This window comes from Pseudarthrobacter sp. NPDC058329 (assembly GCF_042879835.1).
Taxonomy (GTDB): Bacteria; Actinomycetota; Actinomycetes; order Actinomycetales; family Micrococcaceae; genus Arthrobacter.
Genome location: NZ_JBHVZR010000011.1, coordinates 99,823 through 122,548, shown reverse-complemented (window position 1 = coordinate 122,548; position 22,726 = coordinate 99,823). Strand labels below are relative to the sequence as shown.

12 protein-coding genes are annotated in these 22,726 nt (G+C 60.2%); 1 reads left to right on the top strand and 11 read right to left on the bottom strand.

Annotation, left to right across the window (positions count from 1 at the left end):
- Window positions 1–45 precede the first annotated feature (45 nt).
- The 10 genes from ACFVYC_RS14935 to ACFVYC_RS14890 form a co-directional block, all read right to left on the bottom strand.
- Window positions 46–2,265 carry an MMPL family transporter gene (locus ACFVYC_RS14935; RefSeq protein ID WP_387551480.1) on the bottom strand — a complete coding sequence of 740 codons (2,220 nt, stop codon included), beginning with the start codon at window positions 2,263–2,265 and terminating at the stop codon, window positions 46–48.
- A 554-nt stretch (window positions 2,266–2,819) separates the two neighbouring features.
- Window positions 2,820–4,145, bottom strand: coding sequence for an MFS transporter (locus tag ACFVYC_RS14930; RefSeq protein WP_387551477.1), 1,326 nt, complete (start codon window positions 4,143–4,145; stop codon window positions 2,820–2,822).
- A gap of 878 nt (window positions 4,146–5,023) precedes the next feature.
- Entirely contained in the window at window positions 5,024–7,273 is a 2,250-nt protein-coding gene (locus tag ACFVYC_RS14925) for a glycoside hydrolase family 3 C-terminal domain-containing protein (protein ID WP_387551474.1), read from the bottom strand.
- Between the two features lie 161 nt (window positions 7,274–7,434).
- A complete protein-coding gene (locus tag ACFVYC_RS14920; RefSeq protein WP_387551472.1) occupies window positions 7,435–8,481 on the bottom strand; it encodes a Gfo/Idh/MocA family protein in 1,047 nt (348 codons plus the stop codon).
- A gap of 260 nt (window positions 8,482–8,741) precedes the next feature.
- Window positions 8,742–11,372, bottom strand: a complete 2,631-nt coding sequence (locus tag ACFVYC_RS14915) for a glycoside hydrolase family 3 N-terminal domain-containing protein (protein WP_387551469.1) — start codon at window positions 11,370–11,372, stop codon at window positions 8,742–8,744.
- A gap of 42 nt (window positions 11,373–11,414) precedes the next feature.
- Window positions 11,415–13,925, bottom strand: coding sequence for a glycoside hydrolase family 78 protein (locus ACFVYC_RS14910; protein ID WP_387551467.1), 2,511 nt, complete (start codon window positions 13,923–13,925; stop codon window positions 11,415–11,417).
- 84 nt (window positions 13,926–14,009) lie between these two features.
- Window positions 14,010–15,365, bottom strand: coding sequence for an MFS transporter (locus ACFVYC_RS14905; RefSeq protein WP_387551464.1), 1,356 nt, complete (start codon window positions 15,363–15,365; stop codon window positions 14,010–14,012).
- 608 nt (window positions 15,366–15,973) lie between these two features.
- The gene (locus ACFVYC_RS14900; protein ID WP_387551461.1) at window positions 15,974–16,867 is read right to left on the bottom strand and encodes a carbohydrate ABC transporter permease; all 894 of its coding nucleotides are present in this window, start codon (window positions 16,865–16,867) and stop codon (window positions 15,974–15,976) included.
- A complete protein-coding gene (locus tag ACFVYC_RS14895; RefSeq protein ID WP_387551458.1) occupies window positions 16,864–17,799 on the bottom strand; it encodes a carbohydrate ABC transporter permease in 936 nt (311 codons plus the stop codon). The genes ACFVYC_RS14900 and ACFVYC_RS14895 overlap by 4 nt, the downstream gene beginning before the upstream one ends.
- 8 nt (window positions 17,800–17,807) lie before the next feature.
- Window positions 17,808–19,166: an ABC transporter substrate-binding protein gene (locus ACFVYC_RS14890; protein WP_387551455.1), complete on the bottom strand. Its 1,359-nt coding sequence runs from the start codon at window positions 19,164–19,166 to the stop codon at window positions 17,808–17,810.
- A 134-nt stretch (window positions 19,167–19,300) separates the two neighbouring features.
- Between ACFVYC_RS14890 and ACFVYC_RS14885 the strand changes: the two genes are divergently transcribed.
- A complete protein-coding gene (locus ACFVYC_RS14885) occupies window positions 19,301–19,921 on the top strand; it encodes a TetR/AcrR family transcriptional regulator (protein ID WP_387551452.1) in 621 nt (206 codons plus the stop codon).
- A gap of 345 nt (window positions 19,922–20,266) precedes the next feature.
- On the opposite strand, the gene ACFVYC_RS14880 is transcribed toward ACFVYC_RS14885, so the two are convergent.
- Window positions 20,267–22,717 carry a glycoside hydrolase family 2 TIM barrel-domain containing protein gene (locus ACFVYC_RS14880; protein WP_387551449.1) on the bottom strand — a complete coding sequence of 817 codons (2,451 nt, stop codon included), beginning with the start codon at window positions 22,715–22,717 and terminating at the stop codon, window positions 20,267–20,269.
- Window positions 22,718–22,726: the final 9 nt, after the last annotated feature.

Genomic DNA, 22,726 nt, shown 5'->3' with positions numbered 1-22,726 from the left:
CCGGCTTCCCATGGTTCTGCCAAGCCATGGGAAGTGTGCAGATACTTAGCTGACGAGTTCTGACGAACGCTCTGCAGCCCGGGGCTGGTCTTTGAGGCGATCAAGACCATGGCCTTCAGTATCAATGGTTGGTAGTACCTTCTCCAGCCACCCGGGTATCCACCAGGCCGCTCGTCCAAGGAGGGACATGGCGGCAGGGGTAATTATCATCCGGACGATAAAGGCATCTGCGATCACTCCAACGGTGAGGGCGAGGGCTATGGAGGCGACAAGCGGTGAGGGACTGAGCGCGAAACCTCCGAATACCGCGGCCATGATAGTGGCCGCTGCGACAACGATGAACGCTGATTTAGAGAATCCGTCAAGAATCGCTTCACGCGGGGAATAGCCCTTTGTGTAAGCCTCCCGCATGCCTGATACCAGGAACACCTGATAGTCCATTGCCAGCCCAAACAGGATCCCGACGATGAGGATGGGAAGGAGGCTTAACAGGGGTGATCCTGTCGGTGCGGAGAAGAGAAGGTCCGCCCAGCTCCACTGGAACACGGCGACGGTGACGCCTATGCCCGCTCCGAGCGAGAGCAGGAACCCCAGAGTTGCGATGAGGGGAATAAGGACGGAACGAAACAGGACGACCAAGAGCACCAACGAGAGACCGACGATCACTGCAATGTAGAGGACGAGGGCTTCGTTGAGCTGAGCGTCAACGTCAATGGACACCGCGGTCTCACCGGTCACTGATACTTCAGCGTCGATATGACCGCTGCGGTCCCGGATGTCCTGGACAAGAGCGTGGGTACTGTCATCGGTCGGACCTCCTTCGGGGATGACGCTGATGAGGGCCGACGTGCCAGATGCACTGGCATGTGCGGGCGTCACCATGTCAACCCCATTCATCGACGTAAGTAGCTTGCTAACTTCTGCTGCGTCGGCAACCAGGTTGGTGTCATCTTGCACAAGGACGATAAGGGGGCTCTGCGTCCCAGCACCGAATTCTTCGCTGATGATGTTGTAGGCACGCCTCTGGGACGTGTCAGGATCGACTCCACCCGGTGTATTGAGTGTGGTTTGGAGTGACAGGACAGGAATAGCGAGGAAGACGAGTGCCCCGATTGCGGCGATGAGTGAGCGGACTGGTGCATCGACAACGAAGGAAGCCGTCTTCTCGAGAAAAGTTATTTTGGTGATATCGCTGTGTCGGGCAGTGTCTGTGCTGGCTTCGCCGATGTGCTGTTGCTCCCGGCGTGGAAGGACCTTCGTCCCCATGGTCCTCATAAGAACCGGCAGGAGAGTCAGCGCCATCGCCACCGCCACGAAGACAGAGAAGGCAGCAGCGAGACCCATCTCGGTGATGAACGGGATCCTGACGATTGCAAGTGCAGCCAAAGCGATGATGACAGTAGTTCCCGCGAAGACCACCGAGGAGCCTGCCGTTCCGATCGCGCGCCCGACTGCCGTCTCAAGGTCCTTACCTTGCCGCAGTTCGGCACGGAAGCGCGCCAGGATGAACAGCGAGTAGTCAATACCCACGGCGAGTCCGAGCATTACCGCCAAGATCGGCGTGACTGATCCGACGGGTTGCAGGAACGCAGAGGAGGCGAAGACGCCCAGGATCCCGACTCCTACACCGAGCAGTGCTGTGAGCATGTTCGCGCCGGCGGCAACGAGGGAACCGAAGGTAATGAACAGAACGGCAAACGCCATAAGAGCGCCGATTATCTCTGTCGGGCCCAGGATCTCAGGGACGGGATTGCCCAGCGTACCTCCGAGTTCGGCTTCCAGTCCGCTATTTCTCACGGTTTCGACAAACGTCTCGGCTTCCGCGTACACCTCCTCGGCATTCTCCTTGGAAATACCGGAAAAGTTCAAGGTCAGAACCGCCGTCGTCCGGTCAGGGGAGACGTACGGCTGAGCCGGATCAAAAGGTGAACGAACAGAGGAAACGTGGCTAAGTGACGTAGCTGACTCTGTGAGGGTCGCGATGTTGGAGGCAAACGGTTCGTTCGTGATCGGCTGCCCGTCCTCCGTTCGCAGGACAAGCTGCAGGATACCGTCCCCGTCACTGTTCACGACCGGGAATTCCCGCTCGAGCTCGGTGAGAGCTTTGCTGGATTCAGTGCCGGGGATTTCAAACGCGCCATCGCTAAAGCGCATCCCTGTCAGGGCAACTAACCCAGCTGTGACGAGAATCGTCGCCCAACTCAGGACGACTAGCAGTCTGTGGCGGGCACTATAAATGCCCAGTTTGTAAAGGAAGCGTGCCATGGGTGAACTCCTGAAAGTCGGTGCCGTAGGGCCTGGATGATGTTGATTCCATCCTTCGTCTTCCTGTGTTCCTGCGAATCCTGCCGCTGATGTGCATTTATGTACTGCGCCTGCAGTGCATCGCCCCGGCGGGAGTTAAGCGGGAACACACCGGGTGTCCAGCCTGGCCTATGGGTCGTGGTCCTCACGTTTCAACTTTGATTACAGCAGCCCGATTCCTTGCTGGAATCTATGCTTGGCGTCGGGGAACAATTCATCATGGAGCAGGGCGCGCCGACCGCCCAGACAATCGCAAGCTGGAAGCGCTGAGGCATCTCTCCGGTGAGGCCGCCCGGTGGTTTTTAACCACCCGAGCCTGCTGGTAGACCTAAGAGAATTGTCCCCGGTGGTGGGCCGTTCCTCGATGTGCTTGCGTTGCAGCTCGTTAGCCCTCGTGCCGCTTCCCGGGGGGGCGTTTCCGAATAATCAGGGGCGAGGAGACAGAACCCATTTGACTTCCACGTGCAGCAAGCCACGGCACCCCCGTAAGGCCGTGGCTTGCTAGGTCTGCTTCGCTACTTGACTCCGCGGATCCTCCAGGTCGAGATCAGCGCACCCAAGGCCAGGACTGCGCCGGCCACGAACAGCGCGGGGTAGTTTCCTGCCCCTCCAATGAGAAGGATTGGAGGCGCTATGAACGGGGCAATGGTAGCCGGCAGCGACGAGGAGAGGTAGTAAATGCTCATGTACTTACCTGCTTTGTCCTTCTCTGGGAGAAGGTCAGTGGCCATGGCGAGGTCGACGGACGTGAAGGCACCTGTTCCAGCACTGAGCAGGATTCCTCCGATGGCAAACATGAGAAAATCCGTGGCGAGGGAGGCAGATACGAGACCCGCTGCGATGAGGCAGGCAGAGACGTAGATGAACGGTTTACGTCGCCGTAGGCGATCGGAGAGAAAGCCGCCAACAACGGCGAAGAACATCAGGGCGAGCAGGCTCAGGCCGCCCACGAGGGCAAGCTGCTGTCCCGCCTGCTCAGGCGTGAAACCGAGTCGCTGGAGAAGGAAGTAGAACTGATAGGTGCTGAAAAATGTGAAGCCGAACTGGAGGAAGGACTTTCCAAGCCATACCAAAGCGAAATCGGGGTGCTTGCGAGGGTTGAAAACGAAGCCCTTGAAGACATCCATCAAGGACGGGACCGAGGTTTCGGCGGGAGCGGGTTCGTCCTTTACCGCAATGACAAAAAGGATGGAGCCGGCGGCCAGGACAATGACGGGCAGGAGGAAGAGGAGAAGGAGGTTTCCGGTCAAGAAGCTACCCACGAGACTGGCTCCTACGCCAGCGAAAGCGGCGGAAACCCCTCCCAGCGCACCAATTTTCCCGCGCTGAGTCTCCGGGACACGCTCCGCAAGGACGGGATTGAACCCTGCGCTCACTGTGGCGACGGCCAGTTGCGAGATCGCAAAGCCGATGATCATCACGGCAATGTTAGGCGCCAGTGCGATAATCACAGCTCCGACGGCGGCGAGAACAACTCCGCCAAGGAGCCAAGGACGCCGACGGCCCCAGCGAAGGCGAGTCGCGTCGCTTAGCACTCCGGCAATGGGACCGGCCACTAGACCGAAAACGCCTCCGGCTCCAAGGACAAGACCGAGGCTGGCATCCTTGCCTGCCGGGTCTATGAGCTGGACTTTGTAAGCAATGCTGAAGAGCATGGGCATCAACATCACGAGGTTGAACCCAAAGTAGGTGAACATGTAAATGAGGATGAACGAGACCCCTACACGGGGGATGGCCTTCCCACCAGCCTCGGGCCCATGACCCGGGGTGTGCTCGAGAGCGACATCTGTTACGGCAATCGCGGCATCAGTTGCAGCATCTGCGGGGGTTAGCTCAGGCAAAGGGACTTGTTTCACGGTGGCTCCGTTGTCATCCGAGGAGGAGGGCTAAGACGGACTGGAGTGTCCGGCGTTGGTTTGAAGAGAGTAAACGGGGAAAGCAACTAGCGCGCGCTATCTCGTGATGTAGATCATAGGTGCCTTTCGCCGTGTTCTGCAAGTAGACCGGAGGTGGGCCGGAGGTATTGTCGCAACTTGCGGTGCTTTCCCGGCGTGGTTCAAACGCCGGTACCTGCCATCTGAAAAGCTAGCTCCGCGAGGTTTTAGGTGGGGTGCCCTGCTCCTTAGGGTGCCCGATGGGCAGTGAAATGCCCTCACTGTTCTTGCTGAAGAAATGGCCCCAGGTTCCGGAGATTTTGGAGCTGCAGAACCAACGGCAAGCTGGCTTTCGGGAGTTACGCCGTGAGCAGTGTGTAATGGACGCCGCTTCATCTCCTTAGGAGATGTTGCAGGAGGCGACTTGCTTACGTCGACCGGGATTAGAGCCCGACTTCATCTGTCGCGCGATGACGTCCTTCGCTTTCATTGCCACGTCGGGAAGGGCCGCTACGGCATCTTTGTCACTGACTTGATGAGTCAACGAGCGCGACCCGAGCTCCCCGGGAAAGCAGCCCCAGGACCACCTGCCGTCCGACACCGTTGCCAGCACCGCTGGCGACGAGAACTCTATTTTTCAGTTGCATGGTGCTCCTTTGTGCAAAAAGTCGCGAGATAGGGAACGCTGAGAGCGTCCGGCTACCGGATGCGTGTTAGGAAGCCAGGGCCTACCCTAGAGGGCCCGACTGCGGGCAGGGATGGCAAGCCCAGTTGCCCTCCCTCACGGGTACAGGGCCGTGCGCCGGTGTGAGACGTGGCCGAGTTCGGTTGGCGAGCCTGGAGGCTTAGATGCGCGACGGCTCGCCACCCAGTCCCATCAGTTCCTCCCGAGCCTCTTGCGGTAGGTTTGCGTACGTTGCGAACTCGCGCAACGTAACGACCCTCAGTCTTTCGAACGCATCAGGATCGGAACCAGCAGCGCCGCTTTGCCCTGAATCAGCCACCATCTCAGAAATGCGCTGTGCCACGATTGGTCCGGCCGCAGGGTGATCCAACCATTCGCCCATGGTGGAATTCAGGGTGAGAGGCCGGGAAACCTTCTCGCCGTTCAGCTTGATTGACGTCTCAGCGAGTATTTTTGCGGCATTTTGCCCGATTTGAACGGTGTAGGTCCCGGGCTCAACAACTCGGCGTTTAGCCGTTATATCCCAGAAGGCGAAAGCTAGAGAATCCAGTTCCAATTCCACCCTCACAGAGGCACCGGGCTCAAGCGCGACCTTCTTGAAAGCCCTTAGCTCGCGTATGGGACGCCGGACAGGGCCGGCCTCCGTCGCCACGTAGACCTGTACAACATGCTTTCCGAACCGGTCCCCGGTGTTTGTGACTGTTAGTGCGACCCGGGCAGCTTCATTGCCAGTCACCTCGACCTCCAGGTCGGTCGTCGTGAACGTGGTGTAACTAAGCCCATGCCCGAACGGGTAACGTACCGGGGCGCCAACCGTTGTGTAGTAGCGGTAACCAACCATGACCCCTTCGCCGTATCGGACGGTACCCTGCTCGCCGGGATAGTTGAGGAAGGAAGGGTTGTCTTCGAGCCGCAGCGGAATCGTTTCAGCCAGGTGCCCGGACGGATTGGTTACCCCGAACAGAACGTCCGCAAGAGCTCCACCGCCTGCCTGTCCGAGGAGCCACCCTTCAAGGACAGCGGAAACCTCGTCGTGCCATCCCTCCAGACTCACAACGCCGCCATTTGAAAGCACGACCACTGTGCGGGGATTGGCGGCGGCGACGGCACGGATAACGTCTACCTGCTCCCTGGGCAAAGCTATGGATTTGCGGTCAAAGGATTCCGATTCGTCGGCTTCATTCAACCCCGCAAAAACCACGGCCACGTCGGCAGTGGCTGCCAGGCTCACAGCCTCTTCGCGCAGCACTGCCGCGAGGGAATCCGACGCCTGCATTGAAAACCCTGGAGCGACATCGACGGTTGCCCCGACCGTTGTGGCGAGGGTCCGCAGCTCGTCAGCGGGTGAATCGATGCGTGCGGCGTTGATATGGGAGCTTCCCCCGCCCTGGAAGCGCAGTTCCTCGGCGAACGAGCCAATCACGGCCACCTTTTGGCCTCCGCGCAGCGGGAGCACCTCGTCGTCGTTTTTCAGCAGAACGATGCCGTCGGCTGCGAGCTTGCGGACGAGGGCATGGTGCCCGTCAACGTCAATTTCGCCGGAAGGTTCACGATGCAGCTCAGTCAGTGACAGAAGACGCCGGACGGAAGCGTCGACGAGTGCTTCATCCAACTCACCGGCCTGTACTGCGGCGACTACTTCTGCGTCCGTTTGTCCGTCAACACCGGGCATTTCCAGGTCCAGGCCCGCTCGGACTCCGGCGACGCGGTTGTGCACGGCCCCCCAGTCAGATACGACGGCTCCCTCAAAACCCCACTCTTCGCGCAGCACTTCGGTGAGCAGCCAGTGATTTTCGGAGGCGAACACGCCGTTGATCTTGTTGTAGGCACACATCACGGTGGCAGGTTTTGCCTCGGTGACTACACGCTCGAAGGCCGGCAGATAGATTTCCCGCAATGTCCGTTCGTCGACCTCAGCCGAGACGTACAGGCGCCATGTCTCCTGATTGTTGGCGGCAAAGTGCTTGAGTGAGGTCCCGACCCCTTGCCTCTGCAGGGCCTGGACGTAGGAGGTAGCCAATACCCCGGACAGCAGTGGGTCCTCGGAGAAGTACTCGAAGTTGCGGCCGCAAAGGGGGGACCGCTTTATGTTCACCCCTGGCCCCAGGACGACCGCAACACCCAGGGCGCGTGCTTCGCGCCCGATTGCCGCACCAATGTGGGCTGCGATGTCGGGGTCCCAGGAAGAGCCGACGCTTACAGCCGGTGGAAAACAGGTCGCGGGGGTGCTGTCATAAATACCCAGGTGATCGGTTTGGTCAGTCTGGTGTCTTAGGCCGTGGGGGCCGTCATTGAGCACGACTTCTGGAATGCCGTGCGCCGGAAGTGACTTGGTTGTCCACATCCCCGCCCCGGAAAGAAGTGACGCTTTTTCCTGCAGCGTTAGTGTGCCGACCTCCGTGGGTGTCATGGCCGCTCCCTTGACAGCAGAGGCGCCACTTGGGCAGTGCAGGGTTTTGGGATTTTGGTAGGCACGCGGGTGCTCCTATTCAACGTTGAATCTTCGGCATTCGCAGAGGGCGCAGGGCCCCTCCGACAGCCGTCACAGGCTTACATAGAGGATAACGGAAACTACTTGCGCGCGCTAGTAACGGGTTCACTGCAACCAGAAACTGTGGACGTGTCCGAGCCGCTGTAGGGCTGGCGGGGCTGAAGACCTGCCGCCAGGTATATGGAGTCGATGATGGTCATTGTTGCGTTGGCTGCGGCCGGACTGGTCAGGGTTGGCGCGCCGTAAAGGACAGCATCGCGGAATGCCTGGAGTTGGTAGCTGTAGCTGGAGCGTCCGCTTGTTCCTTCGCGCAGGGACAGGCCCGGCCCGTCCACGGCAATCCGTGCTCCGTCATGCGGGTGGAAGGGCATTTTCACCCTTAGCCGGCCTCGATCGCAATGCACTGTGAGGTCGGCTGCAAAGAGGCGAGGGGACCAGATGGCGCAGTTGATGGTGGCCTTGATGCCACCGAAATTGAGGGTAGCCCGCATGGACCTGTCGATCTCGCCCCGCGTCTTTGCCGCTGCGTACTCGACGGTAGGCAGCTCAGGACCAAAGAGGTCCAGAAGCAAGCGGAGCGGGTAACATCCCACGTCCATCAGGCTGCCTCCGCCAAGTGCGGGGTTCCATCTAATGTCCTGCCCGGGGGGTATCGTGACGCAAAAGCTCGCGTCTGCGGTGTTGATGGCACCCAGGTCTCCGGAGCTGAGAATTTCCTTGACGCGGCTCATAAGCGGGTGGTGGCACGAGTGATGGGCCTCCATGACTATCCGGCTTTGCCCGTGGGCAGCTTCGGTTAGGAATCGGGCCTCTTCAGCGTTAGCGGCAAAAGGCTTCTCAACGAGGACGTGTTTGCCCGCATTCAAAGAGGCGATAGTCCACTGTCCATGCATCGCGGCAGGCAGCGGAATGTAAACGGCATCGAGGGTCTTATCGGCAAGTAAATTTTCGTAGGAAACGTGCACCCGGGGAATGCCGTGCCGAGCCGCGTACCTGCGCGCACGTTCCGGGTTGCGTGCTGCCACCGCGGCAACTCTGACTCCGTCGACCTCATGAGCTGGCCGAATAAGACTGTTCTTGGTAGTTTTCGCTGCCCCCAGTACGCCGATGCGAAGTTCGTTCTTCAAGTCTGGTCCTTTTGGGTAGATCATTCGCCCACGGCGGTTTCACGATGATTTGATGCAGCCATTTGCGGTGATGTCCCCTTCGTTGCATCCCCTGTGAGGGTATTCCCGCCTTTGCCCGGTCTACCGGCATAGCGGCGGTAGGCCGTGGAGTGCAGGCCCGCCCCACCGATGGTCCGGAATGCCGGCCTGAGGCCGTGCAGGGAAGGTGGGGCGAGCCGCGGAGTATTGCAGAAAAAGTTGCCGGGTGATCCGCTGGGAGCTTACCGGTTCTCCTCGGAGGGCGGTGTCCCTCCTACCGATGCGAGGAGCTCATCGAGCATGGACTGCGGAAATTGCCCCATGCTCACGGCGACGAGTTGCCCCAACTCGACGTTGAAGACGCGTTCGAGGGTGTCCTCCGCGACCTCCGTACCCCCTCCGATAACTTTGCGGAAGAGGGTGCCGCCGACCGGGTGGTCAAGCCATTCACGGACGGTGTTCGTGGACGACAGCTTCTGGGCTGAGGATTCGCGGGTTGACGTGAAAAGCTTGTCGCTGTCGCTGACGCTCACGGTGCTGGTCATCGCGCGGTTGTCCCCGGGCCGGTGGTCCTTTCCGGTCAGCGTGACGTCGCCTTGTAGATGGATGGCTGCGGAGGACGACCCCACGAAAAGTTTGATGAGTCCTGGTTCCACGACCCAGCCCTCTGTCTTGTCCCATAGTGCAAACATGCTCGTCGGGACATCGATGGTTACCCGTGCTCCTGCTCCCGGCTTCAGGTGCAGGCGCCGGAACCCGATGAGGGTGGGTCCACGCCTGGCAGTCCGCCCAACAACGTCTTGCCCGTAGAGCTGCACAACCTCATCTCCTGGACGTTTACCTACGTTGGCCACGGTGAAGGAAACCTGCACCGCACCGTCGGTGGGAACCTCCGTCGTCTCTATTTTTAGATCGCGGTATTCAAAGGTGGTGTAGCTCATTCCATGTCCGAATGGGAATAGCGCGGCTACCGATCCGTCAACGTAGGCACGGCCAGCCTGGGACGAGCGCCAGTACGGCACCGGGGCTGCCCCGGCCGAACGCAGGAAAGCGATGGGCAACCGACCGGCCGGATTAGTGTCTCCGAAGAGGACCGATGCGGCGGCGTTACCGGCCTCCTCGCCACCGAAAAACGCCGTAACGATGGCGGGTACCTTTTCTGCCATCCAATTGAGCACGTAGGGGCGGCCGTGGCTCAGGATCACGACAGTCGGCGTCCCCGTGGCGACGACGGCTTCCACGAGTTCGCGCTGCACCCCGGGGAGCGCGCAATCGGTGCTGTCGAGGCCTTCGCCTACCGTCCCGAACCCGTTGATGCCGGACTGGTCACCGACCACGAGAACAGCAACGTCGGCACCGGCAGCGGCCTGTACTGCTGCTTCGATTCCTGACCGGTCCTCGGCGGCGACAGGACAACCGGGTTCGTGAAGGACGCTCACGCTCTTTCCGGCGCGCCGTCGGATGCCTTCCAGGAAGGTAACGATCGGCACTGATTCCACCAGCATCTTGGCATCATCCGGGCCCATCTTGCCGACCAGTTCGGCAACGTCCTCGGGGTTCGCCGTCGGATCAGCAGCGAGATTGAAGCGCCGAGTCACGCTGTCCAGGACGTGGTAACTGTAGTGCCCCAGCTGACCCATCGGCCGGTCCGCATTAGGGCCGATGACGGCTATGCTCTTCACAGCGGAGCTAAGTGGAAGCAGTGGTGTTCCCTCGACCGGCTTGTTTTGCAGGAGGACAATGGACTGCTCAGCAATCCGGCGCGTGAGTGCCCGCTCGTCTTCGGAATCGAGGGTCTCCGGGACGGCGTCGACGTCGACATAGGGTTTCTCGAACAGGCCGATTCGGAATTTGGCGCGGAGCACACTTGCAACAGCGCGGTCCAGGTCAGCTTCGGCGAGTACGCCGGTCTGGACGGCTTCAACAATCTGGTCCGACGACACCTTGTTATCAAGTTCCAGATCAACGCCGGCTCGCAAGGCCTGTGCGAGTGCCTCAGCGGGGTTTTCAGCAGTGCAGTGTTTGTGGTGCAGTTGGGAGACCGCGCCGAGGTCCGAAATCACCAGGCCATCGAAACCGAACTGGTCCCGCAGCAAGTGCGTCAGGTAGGCCTTCGAACCCGAGACCGGCACCCCATCGATTGCGTTGTACGAGGGCATCACGCCCCGCGCGCCGCCGTCGCGGATCGCCATCTCAAACGGGACGCCATGAACTTCACGAAGCTCACTCTCGCCAAGCTGTGCCGGCTCGGCGTTGCGGCCGCCGTCGCTGGCGCTATAACCAATGAAGTGCTTCAGGGTCGCAATCAGCGGGACCTGCGGGTCTGCCTCCTGAAGTCCCTGAACGAACGCCGTCGCCATGGAACCTACCAAGTAGGGGTCCTCTCCATATGTTTCGTCGACCCGGCCCCACCGGGGATCACGCGCGACATCAGCAAGCGGTGACAAGGCCTGACGGACACCGAGGGCTGCCATCTGCTTTCCGATGACGTTAGTCATCTCACGCACAACCTCGGGATTCCAGGTGGCTGCTTGGGCGATCGCGTCAGGAAAGGTCGCCGCATCCCGGACTTTGAAGCCGAGCAGCGCTTCCTCCGCGAGCAGAACGGGGATCCCAAGCCGCGTGTCCTCAACATGCTTGCGCTGCAGCTCGTTAGCTGCCAGCGCCGCTTCACGCGGCGGCACGCCTAGGAAAGACAGCGCGGCCGTGGCGCAACCCCATCCCGCCTCAGGGGGGGTATGCACGTCTACTACTGGCCCAAAAGGCGCAGCCGTTTGGGCCGCCTTTTCCTCAAGCGTCATCCGGCCCAAGAGGTCGCTGACACGTTCCTCGACCGGAAGTGACGGATCGCGGTACGCGGCATAGTTTTCCATTTTGAATGTTTCCTTTGTTGCTTGGCGCTATAGGGCTGTGGATTAAAAAGTGGACGCGGAGGAGGCGTTTGCTTCCTCCAGTACCTGCTCGATGGCCTCCACGAAACCTGTCGGGCTGATCGGGATGATGTTCAGCATGTCCTTGATGGTGGTGCTTCGGGCTTCGGGGCTGTCAGCGTCCAGCGGGACACCGGGGAAGTATGTGGCGAAGACCCCAGCGAAACTTTCCCAAAGGACCGGATCCTCTTCGAGGACACCGAAGGACGTATCCAGGCCGTACCTGGGTTTCTCCAGCAGTGGGTAGTGCCAGCGGTGGGTTCCGGGGCCAACGTCCAAGACGAGCTTGCCCGGATGGAGCGGAAGGACCACTTGCGCGGTCGTGCCTTCGGGGACTGTCGCGTCTAAGGTGAAGGTTCCATCCTCATTGATCTGCCAGGAGGTCCGCGCCTCACCATAGGGGGTGAGGTGCCGGGTAGAAGCGCTGGTAAGGTCGCCGCCGGGCCGGGGAGCGAGGCGCAGGCGTTTGTAACCTGGTGCAGCCGGTGCAAGGCCGGCGACGGTACGGTGCATCCAGTCTGCGACGGCGCCGAGCGCATAGTGGTTAAAGGAAGTCATTCCGCCTGGATTGACCTTGCCGTTGGGAAGCATGGAGTCCCACCGTTCCCAGACGGTAGTCGCGCCCATAGTGACTGGGTACAGAAATGACGGGCATGCAGTCTGAAGCAGGAGCCTGTACGCATGGTCCAGGTGCCCGGTCTGCGTGAGGGCGTCGCACAGCAACGGGGTGCCGACGAATCCGGTGGAGATGGTGTATTTCGCCTTGCTGACCAGCGCGGCGAGCATCTCCCCAGCCCGTTCCCTCTGTGCATCGTCGAGGATGTCGAAGGTAATGGCCAGGGCGTAGGCGGTGGGGGAGCCGTTGGCGAGCCGGCCGGACGGAGCGACGTATTCGTCGCGGAAGGCCTGTTTCACCTTGGCCGAAAGTTCTGCGAACTTTTTCTCGTCCTCCTGGCGTCCTAGGATGGCGGCTGTCTGGGACATCACTTCGGTGACGCGGCAAAAATAGGCGGTGGCCACCAAATGCGGTTCGGTCTTGCCGTCTCCGGGATACTCCGGCGGGGCGTCGGGATCCAGCCAGTCGCCGAACTGGAACCCGGAATCCCAGAGGCCGTTGGGGCTGATCAGCCCTTCGACCTGGGTTGTGTAGTCATGCATCGAAGGATAGGCGTCTGCGAGGATGTGCTCCTCGCCGTAGGCCTGGTACAGGGTCCATGGCAGCAAAACTGCGGTGTCGGACCAGACAGCGGTGGTTTTAGGATCCCCGTGTGTGGGGAAGTTGGGGATGAACATAGGCACGTAGCCCTTGTGCCGTTGTTCGAGGGCGAGGTCCCGCAGCCAGGACGCCAGGACGCCCCGGACGTCGTATAGGTACGCGGCGGTCGGGCCGAAGACATTGATGTCCCCTGTCCATCCCATGCGTTCATCGCGCTGCGGACAGTCGGTGGGAAGACTGACGAAGTTGCTTTTCATGGACCACACGATGTTGCTGTGCAACTGGTTGAGGAGCGGATTGGAGGTTTCGAACCAGCCGGTCCGGGTCATGTCGGTATGAATAACCACTGCAGTCAGGTCCGACGGTGTCAGGGCACCCGGGTAACCTTCGATTTCCACGTACCGGAACCCGTGGAACGTAAACCGGGGTTCCCATATTTCCTGGCTGCCGCCCCGAAGGGTATAGGAGTCTGTGGCCTTGGCGGTGCGGAGCGGACGGGTAGCCAGTTCCCCGTCCTCAAGGGCCTCCGCATGGCGGATTGTAACGGTAGTGCCTGCCGCACCCTCGACGCTGATGCGGACCCAGCCGACCAGGTTTTGGCCGAAGTCAGCGACGGTTTTTCCTGATGGCGTGGTGATCAACCGCTGGACGGGAATCTCCTCCATGCGCCGCACGGGCTCTTTTGTTGGAGCTTCAAGGGTACTCAGGTCCCACTCCATAACCTCTGTGGGCGCCCAGCCTGAGGCGTCAAAACCGGGAGTAGACCAACCGGGCTTCTCCAGGCGCGCGTCATAGTGCTCGCCGTCATAGATGCTGTCCGAAACGACAGGCCCGGGCGAGGTAACGAACTCCGCGTCTGTGGCGACGGTTGCGGTGCGGTCGCCGTAGTCTAGTTCGAGCTGCATGAAAAGGCCCGGGCGGGCAGCATAGACGTTCTCCCTTTGCCCTTCCCAGCCCAGTCGACCCCTCGCCCAGCCCTCGCCGACGATCGCGCCCAGGGTGTTGGTGCCGTTGCCGATGAGATGGGTGACGTCGTAGGTGCTGTAGTTGAGCCGGTGCGCGTAACTGGTCCAACCCGGTGCCAAAACCTCATCACCGACGAGGTGGCCGTTAAGGTACGCCTCTACGAAACCCAACGCCGTCACATGCAGCACGGCACGCCGCACCGGTCCAGCAACGAAGTTGCGCCGGAATAGAGGTGCCAGGTGGTGGCCTGTCGAAGCGCCGGTGTTGTTGGCTGGCGCGATGAACCTGGCGGTCCAGTGAGTGGATGAAGTCATGGAAGGTCTTTCGCGTACTGGCGGGAAGCGCCGCTGGTAGATGGTATTTGGCTCGGTCCTTTATCGATGCCTGGAAGCCGCTTGTCACCGCACTGAGCGGACTGCCTTCGTGGAGATAAGTGCACCCAGAGCAGCAAGCGCCGCAAAGATGTAAAGCACTGTGTAGTTGTCGGCCTTCGTGCTGCCGATGAGCAGGATCGCCGGCGCTACGACGGGTGCGATGGCAGTCGGAAGATTCGCTGAGATCCAGTAGATACTCATCCACCGGCTTGCCCCGTTCTCCTTGTCTGGCAGCAAGTCTCCGGCCAGGGCAACGTCGACGGTGCTGAAAATTCCTATGCCCAGGGTCAGGACCAGCCCGGCAGCGGCAAACACTTCAAACGATGTCGAGAAGGCCATCAGGAGCAATCCTCCTGCGACGAGGATTACAGCTGCGTAAATGAACGGCTTACGCCGATGAAGCCGATCAGAGAGGAATCCGGAACCGATTGCTCCGCCCATCGTGACCAAGAGGCTCAGCCCGCCCAGCAGCGCCATCTTTGCGCCCGCGTCTTCGGGGGTAAGTCCCAGCCTGTCGAGGAGGAAGAAGAACTGGTACGTGGCGTAGAACTGGATGCCGATTGTAAGCAGGAACTTGCCCAACCACACCAGTGAGAAGTCCCGGTGCTTGCGTGGATCGAAGACCAGATCCCGTAAAACGCCGATAATGCCGGGATGGGCAGTTGATTTTTCGAGGTCGGCGGGCCGGTCGGGAACGGTGAAAAGGAACAGGACGCTGGCCATGGCAATGACAATTGTCGGCGCTAGGAACAGGAGGAGGAGGTTGCCGGTCAGCATGCTGCCTCCCAGGAAGGCGCCGACGCCGGCTAACTGCCCCGATACCCCCGCGAGTGCTCCGATCTTTCCTCGCTGCACTTCTGGAACATTTTCGGCAATGACCACGCCGACGGCGGTTCCAACCAAGCAGATTGCGACGGTGCCCAGGCATGCGCCAACAACCATGACGGGCACGGAGTCGGCGACGAAGATTATGAGGGACCCAACCCCTGACAACAGCACACCAGCTACCAGGTATGGCCGACGGCGGCCCCACCTAAGACGAGTCCGGTCACTCATGACGCCGACAATCGGCCCCAGGACCAGACCAAAGATCGCCGAGACACCCACGACCACGCTGAGAACCTCAGCTTTGGTATCGGGCCACAGCAGCTGCGCCTTGTAGGCCAGGCTGAACAGCGAGGGCATGAAGATGCCCAGGCACATGCTGAAGTTTGTAAATGCGTAGACAACCATGAACCACGCACTTACGCGGGTGGTCGGTTCCCCGCCGGCTGCAGCGGAGCTATCCGGTGCCGGGGCGAGCACTTCAGAGATGTACTCCTCCGTTACGAGGTCGGCTGGCTCAAAAGCCGGGTTTGGAAGGATCTTTTTAGACGCCACATGGGACTCCGTTGTCGTTGAAAAGGTGACACAACGCGAACTAGCGCGCGCTATCAGCGTGGTGCACATCATATGCAGGTGCTTGGGCTCCGTGCAAGAGACGGCGCAAATTCTCGACTCTCAGAAGTACGAACTGGTGACGTGCACCCGGAGCACCCCTCGCATTTGCCGATGGCCAGCCTGACGTGCCCGCCGGGCCCCCTATGGCCTTCAATAGTCCCAACCCCAAGTGGGGCTAAGGCAGAGTAATCTTCCGTGGTTGGAAGGCCCTTGTCTGGACGTAGCTCTAACGTTGCCCGCGGTCGGCTCTCACCACGGCCGCGGCTCGGGTGTTCTGGACCGCGCTCGCGCACTGCGCGGCGGGCAACAGGAGACCGCCAGTGGTGACTCGCCGTCCACGTCTTGGGTACCCTTCTTGCCACGCAGATGCCGCTGAACAAGGACGACCGATTAACGTGACGTCTACGGTCGCGCGGCCGCAACCGCTACCTGAGGGGTGGGACCCGGCTCAGCCTACCCTCCGGCAAGATGGGCGGTAACGTTGCCTCCGAACCCTCGAGGGGAAGAGATGTCTGTTCGCCATCAGCTCCACACTTTGGCGGCCCTGTTCAGCCTTTGACCCCCGAGCTGACAGCAGACTGGATGAAGTAGCGCTGGGCAAAGAAGAAGATCACCAGTACGGGCAGAATATAGAGGACAGCCGCAGCTGCCTGGATCGTCGGGATGACGTTTCCGGCCGGGTCCTGGTACCAGGCGGTGATGGCCACAGCGAGGGTGGTGCGGTCGAGGTCAAGGAGGAGCGCCGGTGCAATGTAATCACCCCATGTGGCCGTGAAGGACAGGAGGAACGATGTGATCAGCACAGGGCGGGAGAGGGGAAGGAATATCGTGACGAAGATTCTTGCCCAACCGGCCCCGTCAAGAATCGCCGCCTCCTCGAGCGAGCGAGGCAAGGTCGCAAAGAACTGCCGGAACAGGAACACAAGAAATGGCGACGCGGCGAGTCCCCAGAGAACCCATGGCCAGTAAGTATTGATCAGCCCAATTTGGGAGAACATTACGTATGTCGGCAGAAGCGTCAGGATCTGGGGGATCATCATCGTCGACAGCAGAATAAAGAAAAGTGCACGCTTTCCGGGAGCTCTTAGCCGGGCAAATCCAAATCCCACCGCGGCGCTGGACAACGTAATGAGGACGGAGTAAACCGTCGCCAGGAACAACGAATTCAGGGCGTAAGCCATGAAGTTCATGTCAGAGACAGCGCGAACGAAATTGTTCCATTGCGCCTGCTCAGGCAGGATCTGAATCGGCAGGGAGCCCCATTCCGCCGGTGTCTTGAGCGCGGCAAGCACCAGCCAGATGAACGGGCCGACGAAGAAGACCGCGAGTGCCAGAAGCAGAACGTAAGTCATGCCCTGCTGTCGTCTTTTCTTCGCAGTGGTATGCCTGCGTGGTTCGGTGACAGGCGGTTGGGCTACGTGGGCGGATTTGGTGACGGTCATCGGGTTGCTCCTTCGTTTTCTGCCTCGGCGTCGACTTCAGAATGGACCCATGAACGGCTCGATCGCATCAGGACCATGGTGAGTGCAAGGATGATGAGGAAGAAGACCCACAGCATCGCCGAACCATAGCCGAACCGATTGCTGAGGAAGAACTCCTGATAGACCTGCACCATGTAGAGTCGATTGCTCTCCGGCACGGCACCCACGCCGGCGATCCCGCTGGCGGGGGTCAAGAGCAACGGTTGCACGAGGATCTGCAACGCACCAATGACCCCCGTCACCACCTGGAACAACAAAACCGGCGATACCATTGGCACCGTTACATGTCGAAAAACGGTCCATTTACCGGCGCCGTCCACGATGGCAGCCTCTTCAAGCTCCGCCGGTACGCCCTGCAGTGCGGCAAGCATGATCACCATGCCGCCGCCGACGCCCCAGAGCATCAAGATGACCAGGGCGTATATCGCCACCGGATCGTTCAGCCAAGAGATCGCCGGGATCCCTACGAGGCCCGTGATGGCGTTGAGGACTCCGGAGTCCCGATTGAATACGAGCTTCCACATGATCGCCATCGCGACAACGGGCACGACTGAGGGCAGGAAGAAGATGGTTCGCCACAATCCCACTGCCCTCAGCCGCCCGTTTATCAGAACGGCCAGGCCGAGCGAGCCGGCAACACTGAGCGGTACCACGATGGCGGTGAACGCCAGAGTTCTCAACAGTGCCGCCCACGCGTCGCCATCACTGAACAGCTCTACGTAGTTGCGGAGGCCGACCCACTTCCAGCGCGGCGAGCTGCCGTCGAAGTTCGTCAGGCTCACAAGGAACCCGTAAACCATGGGTGCCGCCGTTAGAAGCACGAAACCTATTGCCCATGGCCCGACGAACGCATAAAAGGTTCGCTTCGGATAAAGGGTCCACTTGCGTGCCATGGTTCTTCCTAGCCGATCTGCTCTTTGCCCTGGGCAAGTGCGTTGTTGAGTTCATCGGTGAGCGCTGCGCACGCCTTTTCGACACTGAGCTCGTTCTTAATTGCCTGCTGCAGGTACTTATCGATCGTGGTGTTCACCAGATCGGTCTGGATGTAGGGGGAATCCGGAAGGGGAGAGGAGTGCTTGAGTTCGCTCTGCACGACCGTATAGGCGTTCTTCTGGTATGGGAGCTCCTGCGGCAGCTTCTCCATGAGGGACTTCAATGCAGGAAGACCCCATCCGCTCTTGGCTCGCGTTTCGGCCGGTTCGCCGCCCAGGAAGTACTCCATCAGCTTCCACGCTGCATCCTTGTTCTTTGCCTTTTCAGGCATCCACCAGCCCTGCCCGGAGTAGGTTGGTGCAACCCGCGTATTACCCATAACAGGAGCAGGCGCCATCTTGACCGTCTTCAGCGCATCAGCACCAGAGAAGTTGCCGCCGAACCAGTAGCCGTCCTGGGTGATGGCCATCCGTTCGGCTGCAAACGTCGAGAAGTCCGCCGCATCAGGCAACGGATTCAGGGACGTCGGACCCACCCCGGCCTGGGCGAAGTCGACATACCACTTGAAGGCCCTCTGAGCTTCCGGTGAGGTGAAGTCGATCTTGGTCAGATCGTCGTTGTACAACTCTCCGCCCTGTTGCTTGATCATGGCCGTCATGGGACCGTACAGGCTCCATCCCCATTCAAGGCCGAGCCCGTGGACCGCGTTCGTGCCCCCTTCCTTGACCGTCAGCTTCTTGGCGGTCTTCAGGAGTTCGTCGTACGACACCGCCTCTGTCTCACTGAGGTGCGGCACACCAGCCTTGTCGAAAAGTGCCGTGTTGTACCAGAGCGTGTTGTCCTGGCTCCAGTCCTTGACGATGCCGTACAGCGGGCCCTTACCGCTCTGCTTGCCGTCCCACCGGAAACTGTCATTCACCGGCTGGAGATCATCTTCCTTCAACACAGAGCTCTTTTCCAGGAACGGAGTCAAGTCCGTAGCCAGCCCGCGGGCGTTGACGTTCGCGCTGCCCACGGCGCCGCCGACAGCAATGTCGGGCGGATTGCCGGCCGCGAGCATAGTGTTGAGGCGGGCCGGGTCATTCGCAATGTGGTTGATCTTGATATCCGGGTTCTTCGACTCAAAATCCGCGATCAGTTCCGCAGTGAGATCCTGAGCTCCCGTCATCACGGTAATCGTCGTCTTTTCCCCTGCTGCAGCGCCGCCGCCGCCGCCGGCGGAACATCCGACGAATAGGGGCATCATTGCGGCAACTGCCGCCGTGGCGAGGAGCCCTCGTCTGCTGAGTGGTGTTGTTTTATTCATGCCGACCTCCTTGTTGAACATGACGGGCTCGACTGCGAGTCACCGTGTCATACTGGGACAATACACTGAAATTTGTACGCCTGCTACATTTTCTTTAGGTGAATTTCACCCGCCTTAAAGGGACACCGAGAAGGGGGTCCGCTATGGTCACGGGTATGACCAAAAATGCCGCTGTTCGCGGTCCGTACGCGAAGTCCGCCCAACGCTCCATCGACATACTTGATGCGGCGACAACCGTTTTTGCCACGCACGGCTACACGGGAGGCTCGCTGCGCGACATCGCACGACAGCTCGATTTGAGCTTGACCAGCATCGTTCACCACTTTGGCACCAAGTACGAACTGCTCGAAGCGGTGCTGGAACGTGCGGACCAAACGACAAGCGGCACCGAGATCTTCGATTTTGCAGCCGCCTGCACCAACCACGGTGTCGCCAACGCCACCCTTGCCCGCGTGCGGGCAAATCTGGAGCGCCCGGAACTGCTCAGGCTTTTTGCCATCCTGGCGGCCGAATCCTCAGCTCCTACCCATCCCGCCCACGACTGGTTTGTCGCCCGATATCGCCGGAAGATAGAAGAGCTGGCCCAAGCGTTCGCCTTTGACCAACAGCAGGGCCGCATCCACAACGATCGTGATCCCCAGTTGCTGAGCCGTTTGCTTATAGGCACATGGGACGGAACCCAACTCCAGTGGCTCATCGACCCCTCCCATGACATGATCAGCGCTATGCGCGCCTTCTTCAGCTGGAAGTTGCCGGAAGCCCGCCTCACAGAGTGAACCGCCAGTTATCGTCCCTTTGAGCGTCTCCCAGGGTAGGTCGAACAGTTGAGGGTGGGGAAAAACAAGCATGGCTGGGGCGACTACGGTGCGCCAAGGTCCGGCTACCGCCCCAAAGCACATCCCAGCTGGCAGTGCCGAAGTCGAGCGGTTCCAGCGTTCCGATAGGCGACTCGGCCAGGAGATCTTCCAAGGAAACTAATCCGGGCTACCGAGGCCGAACCATCAGGCGCTGTGTCATCCGCCGTGGCATCAGGCTCGTAGACGTCTTCCAAACTGGTGTCCTTTTCCTAGCCGGGCTGTCCACGCATGGAGGGCAACCGGCTCTCATTGCTCTGTCAGGTTTCATGAGCGTTGACATTCCGCGGCATGGAGCGACAGGGTCACCGACCCATAGTTCCGGGAGGTAATTGACACCGTGATGTCGCCTGGTCCACTCGGGCGAATGATTGCGAGGGCACGACCGTCAAACGTGGATGTCCTGGTGCCGTCGTACCGCTCATCCGTGATGGGGTTGGCATTTCCGAGCCCCTCCAAACCCCCTGCTCCGGATACGTGGACAACGATTTCGGAAGTTAGCTGGGTGGCAACGACGCCGCTGCAGTCCTCCAACGTGATATCGATGTACGCCAGGTCGCCGTCGTCGGCTACCAACGTGGTACGGTCCGCAGAGGCTCGCAAGGCTACTTCATCAGCCGCTGTTCGCAATGTTGCCCTCGCTACCTCAGTTTGCCCGTCGTAATCTATGGCAGTGATTTCACCGGGTTGCCAATCAACGTCGAAAGTTGCGAGAAATCCATGTGCCGGGCCGGCAGGGCGGCGTCCGTACGACAGGCCATTGACCACGAGTTCCACCTCGGCGGCGACGCTGTAGACCTCGACCGTGGTTGGCGTTCCTGGTTCCACGTCCCAAGTCCACGATGCGATCGAATCACTCCATGTCCAGCCGCTCATGGATTTGGCTTGGCCGCAGTGTTGCGGGCGGTGAACCGCAATGTAGGGCTGTTCGGAAAGACCGTATACGCGTTCCCGGTAGTGCGAGATCGGACGGCGATGACCTGTTATATCCAGGTCCCCGCACCAGGCTGTCAGCCATGGATAGGGAGCGGCAGAGCTCTGGACTTCCGGTTCGTAGTTGACTCGGCCCAGCCCGGTTTCGCCAAGGTAGTCCCACCCTGTCCATGTGAATTCTCCGATGACGTGGCTTAAACCGGAGATAAGCGGCCAATTCTCCGCGATTGCAGAAGGGAACGCTTCAGTGCCAACGATAACCCGGTTCGGGAACCGCTCAGCGTCGAGGGCATAGCGGGCCTCCGCATAGTTCAGGCCTGCAACATCCAAGGCTGCGAAGGACTCCGCAGTCATGCCGGCAACTTGCTCCGATGCAAGCAGCTGCTTCATCTGGTCATCCATGTTGCCGAGGGCTGCGTTAGGGTCATTGTCATTGAGTGGTCCTGTGGCAGGTTCCGCGGCTGACTCCCTCTCCTGCCGGGCGAGTTCTTCAGCTACTGCAAGTACCGGATTTACGGCGTTGGTGATGTATCGGGAGGGATCCAGCGACCTGATGCGTTCGGCGATTTTGCGTCCCCACCGGGCACCAATGCCCGTACCGGCTTCGGTGACTTCGTTACCGATCGAGTACATGATGACGCTGGGGTGGTTGAAGTCTTTGCGTACGAGCGCGTCCACGTCACGTTCCCACCAGTCCGCGAAGCGGAGAGAATAATCGTCTGCCGTTTTTGATGTCGTCCACATGTCAAAGGTTTCGTCCATAACCAGCATTCCAAGCCGGTCGCAGGCGTCCAGCATGGCCGTGCTAAGAGGGTTATGGGCGCTTCGGATTGCGTTGAAACCGGCGGACTTCAAAAGCTCAATGCGTCGTTCCTCGGCGCGGCGAATGGCGGCTGCACCGAGCAGTCCATTGTCGTGATGGATGCAAGCACCTCGAAGTTTGAGCCGCTTGCCGTTGATCCGCAAACCCGATTGAGGGTCAAGTTGAAGTTTTCGGATTCCGAATGCCGCTTTGTTACGGTCGATCTCAATGCCGCCGTCCAGCAGCGCAATTTCCGCCTCGTACAGATGAGGATTGTCGACGTCCCACAGCTGAGGCTCTAGAACCAGGAGCCGCTGTCGGAGCACTTCGCTCTCGCCAGGGAGCACCGTGACAGGTGCCAGATCCGCGGCGACAGCTCTTCCTGCTGCATCCAGGACCTTGGTCTGGACGGCAACAGTTCGGGTGGTAGGGCTGGAATTTTCAATTGTCGTGGCGACTGAAACTATTGCCCTGCAGTCTTCAACGTCGGGTGTACTTACCTGTACGCCGTCATGATGGATATGCAGGAGCGGCCCAGTCAGGAGGTGTACCTCGCGGTATATTCCTACGCCGCTGTACCATCGGGAGTCCGCGTGGGAGCGTGCTACCACCTTGATTTCGTTGGTTTTTCCGTAGCGCAGGTATGCGTCGATCGGAACGTGAAACCTTGTGTAACCATTCGCGCACTGTCCCGCGTGCTCGCCGTTGACGTAGACCACAGCGTCGCGGTAAACCCCGTCAAATTCGACTACGTGCCGCTGGGCCCGCTGCTCTTCGGTGACGTCGAAGCGTTTGACGTACTGGACGGTGGCGCTGGGGTAGAACGCTGTATGGCTGGTGCCGTCGGGGGTGCGCTCTTCATGACGGAGGAAATCGTAGGGTAGATGAACGGTTCTGGGGACCGGCGCCCCTGCTGCGATCGACTCGAAAAAGCCCACCGACGGCGATGCTGTCCAGCCGGTGTTGAAGGGGAGGCGCATCATGCTGAAATT

Excerpts from the sequence above, each read along its gene's own strand:
- ACFVYC_RS14935 (WP_387551480.1), bottom strand. The coding sequence starts at position 2,265 with ATGGCACGCTTCCTTTACAAACTGGGCATTTATAGTGCCCGCCACAGA.
- ACFVYC_RS14925 (WP_387551474.1), bottom strand. The coding sequence starts at position 7,273 with ATGACACCCACGGAGGTCGGCACACTAACGCTGCAGGAAAAAGCGTCA.
- ACFVYC_RS14915 (WP_387551469.1), bottom strand. The coding sequence starts at position 11,372 with ATGGAAAACTATGCCGCGTACCGCGATCCGTCACTTCCGGTCGAGGAA.
- ACFVYC_RS14910 (WP_387551467.1), bottom strand. The coding sequence starts at position 13,925 with ATGACTTCATCCACTCACTGGACCGCCAGGTTCATCGCGCCAGCCAAC.
- ACFVYC_RS14900 (WP_387551461.1), bottom strand. The coding sequence starts at position 16,867 with ATGACCGTCACCAAATCCGCCCACGTAGCCCAACCGCCTGTCACCGAA.
- ACFVYC_RS14895 (WP_387551458.1), bottom strand. The coding sequence starts at position 17,799 with ATGGCACGCAAGTGGACCCTTTATCCGAAGCGAACCTTTTATGCGTTC.
- ACFVYC_RS14890 (WP_387551455.1), bottom strand. The coding sequence starts at position 19,166 with ATGTTCAACAAGGAGGTCGGCATGAATAAAACAACACCACTCAGCAGA.
- ACFVYC_RS14885 (WP_387551452.1), top strand. The coding sequence starts at position 19,301 with ATGACCAAAAATGCCGCTGTTCGCGGTCCGTACGCGAAGTCCGCCCAA.
- ACFVYC_RS14880 (WP_387551449.1), bottom strand. The coding sequence starts at position 22,717 with ATGATGCGCCTCCCCTTCAACACCGGCTGGACAGCATCGCCGTCGGTG.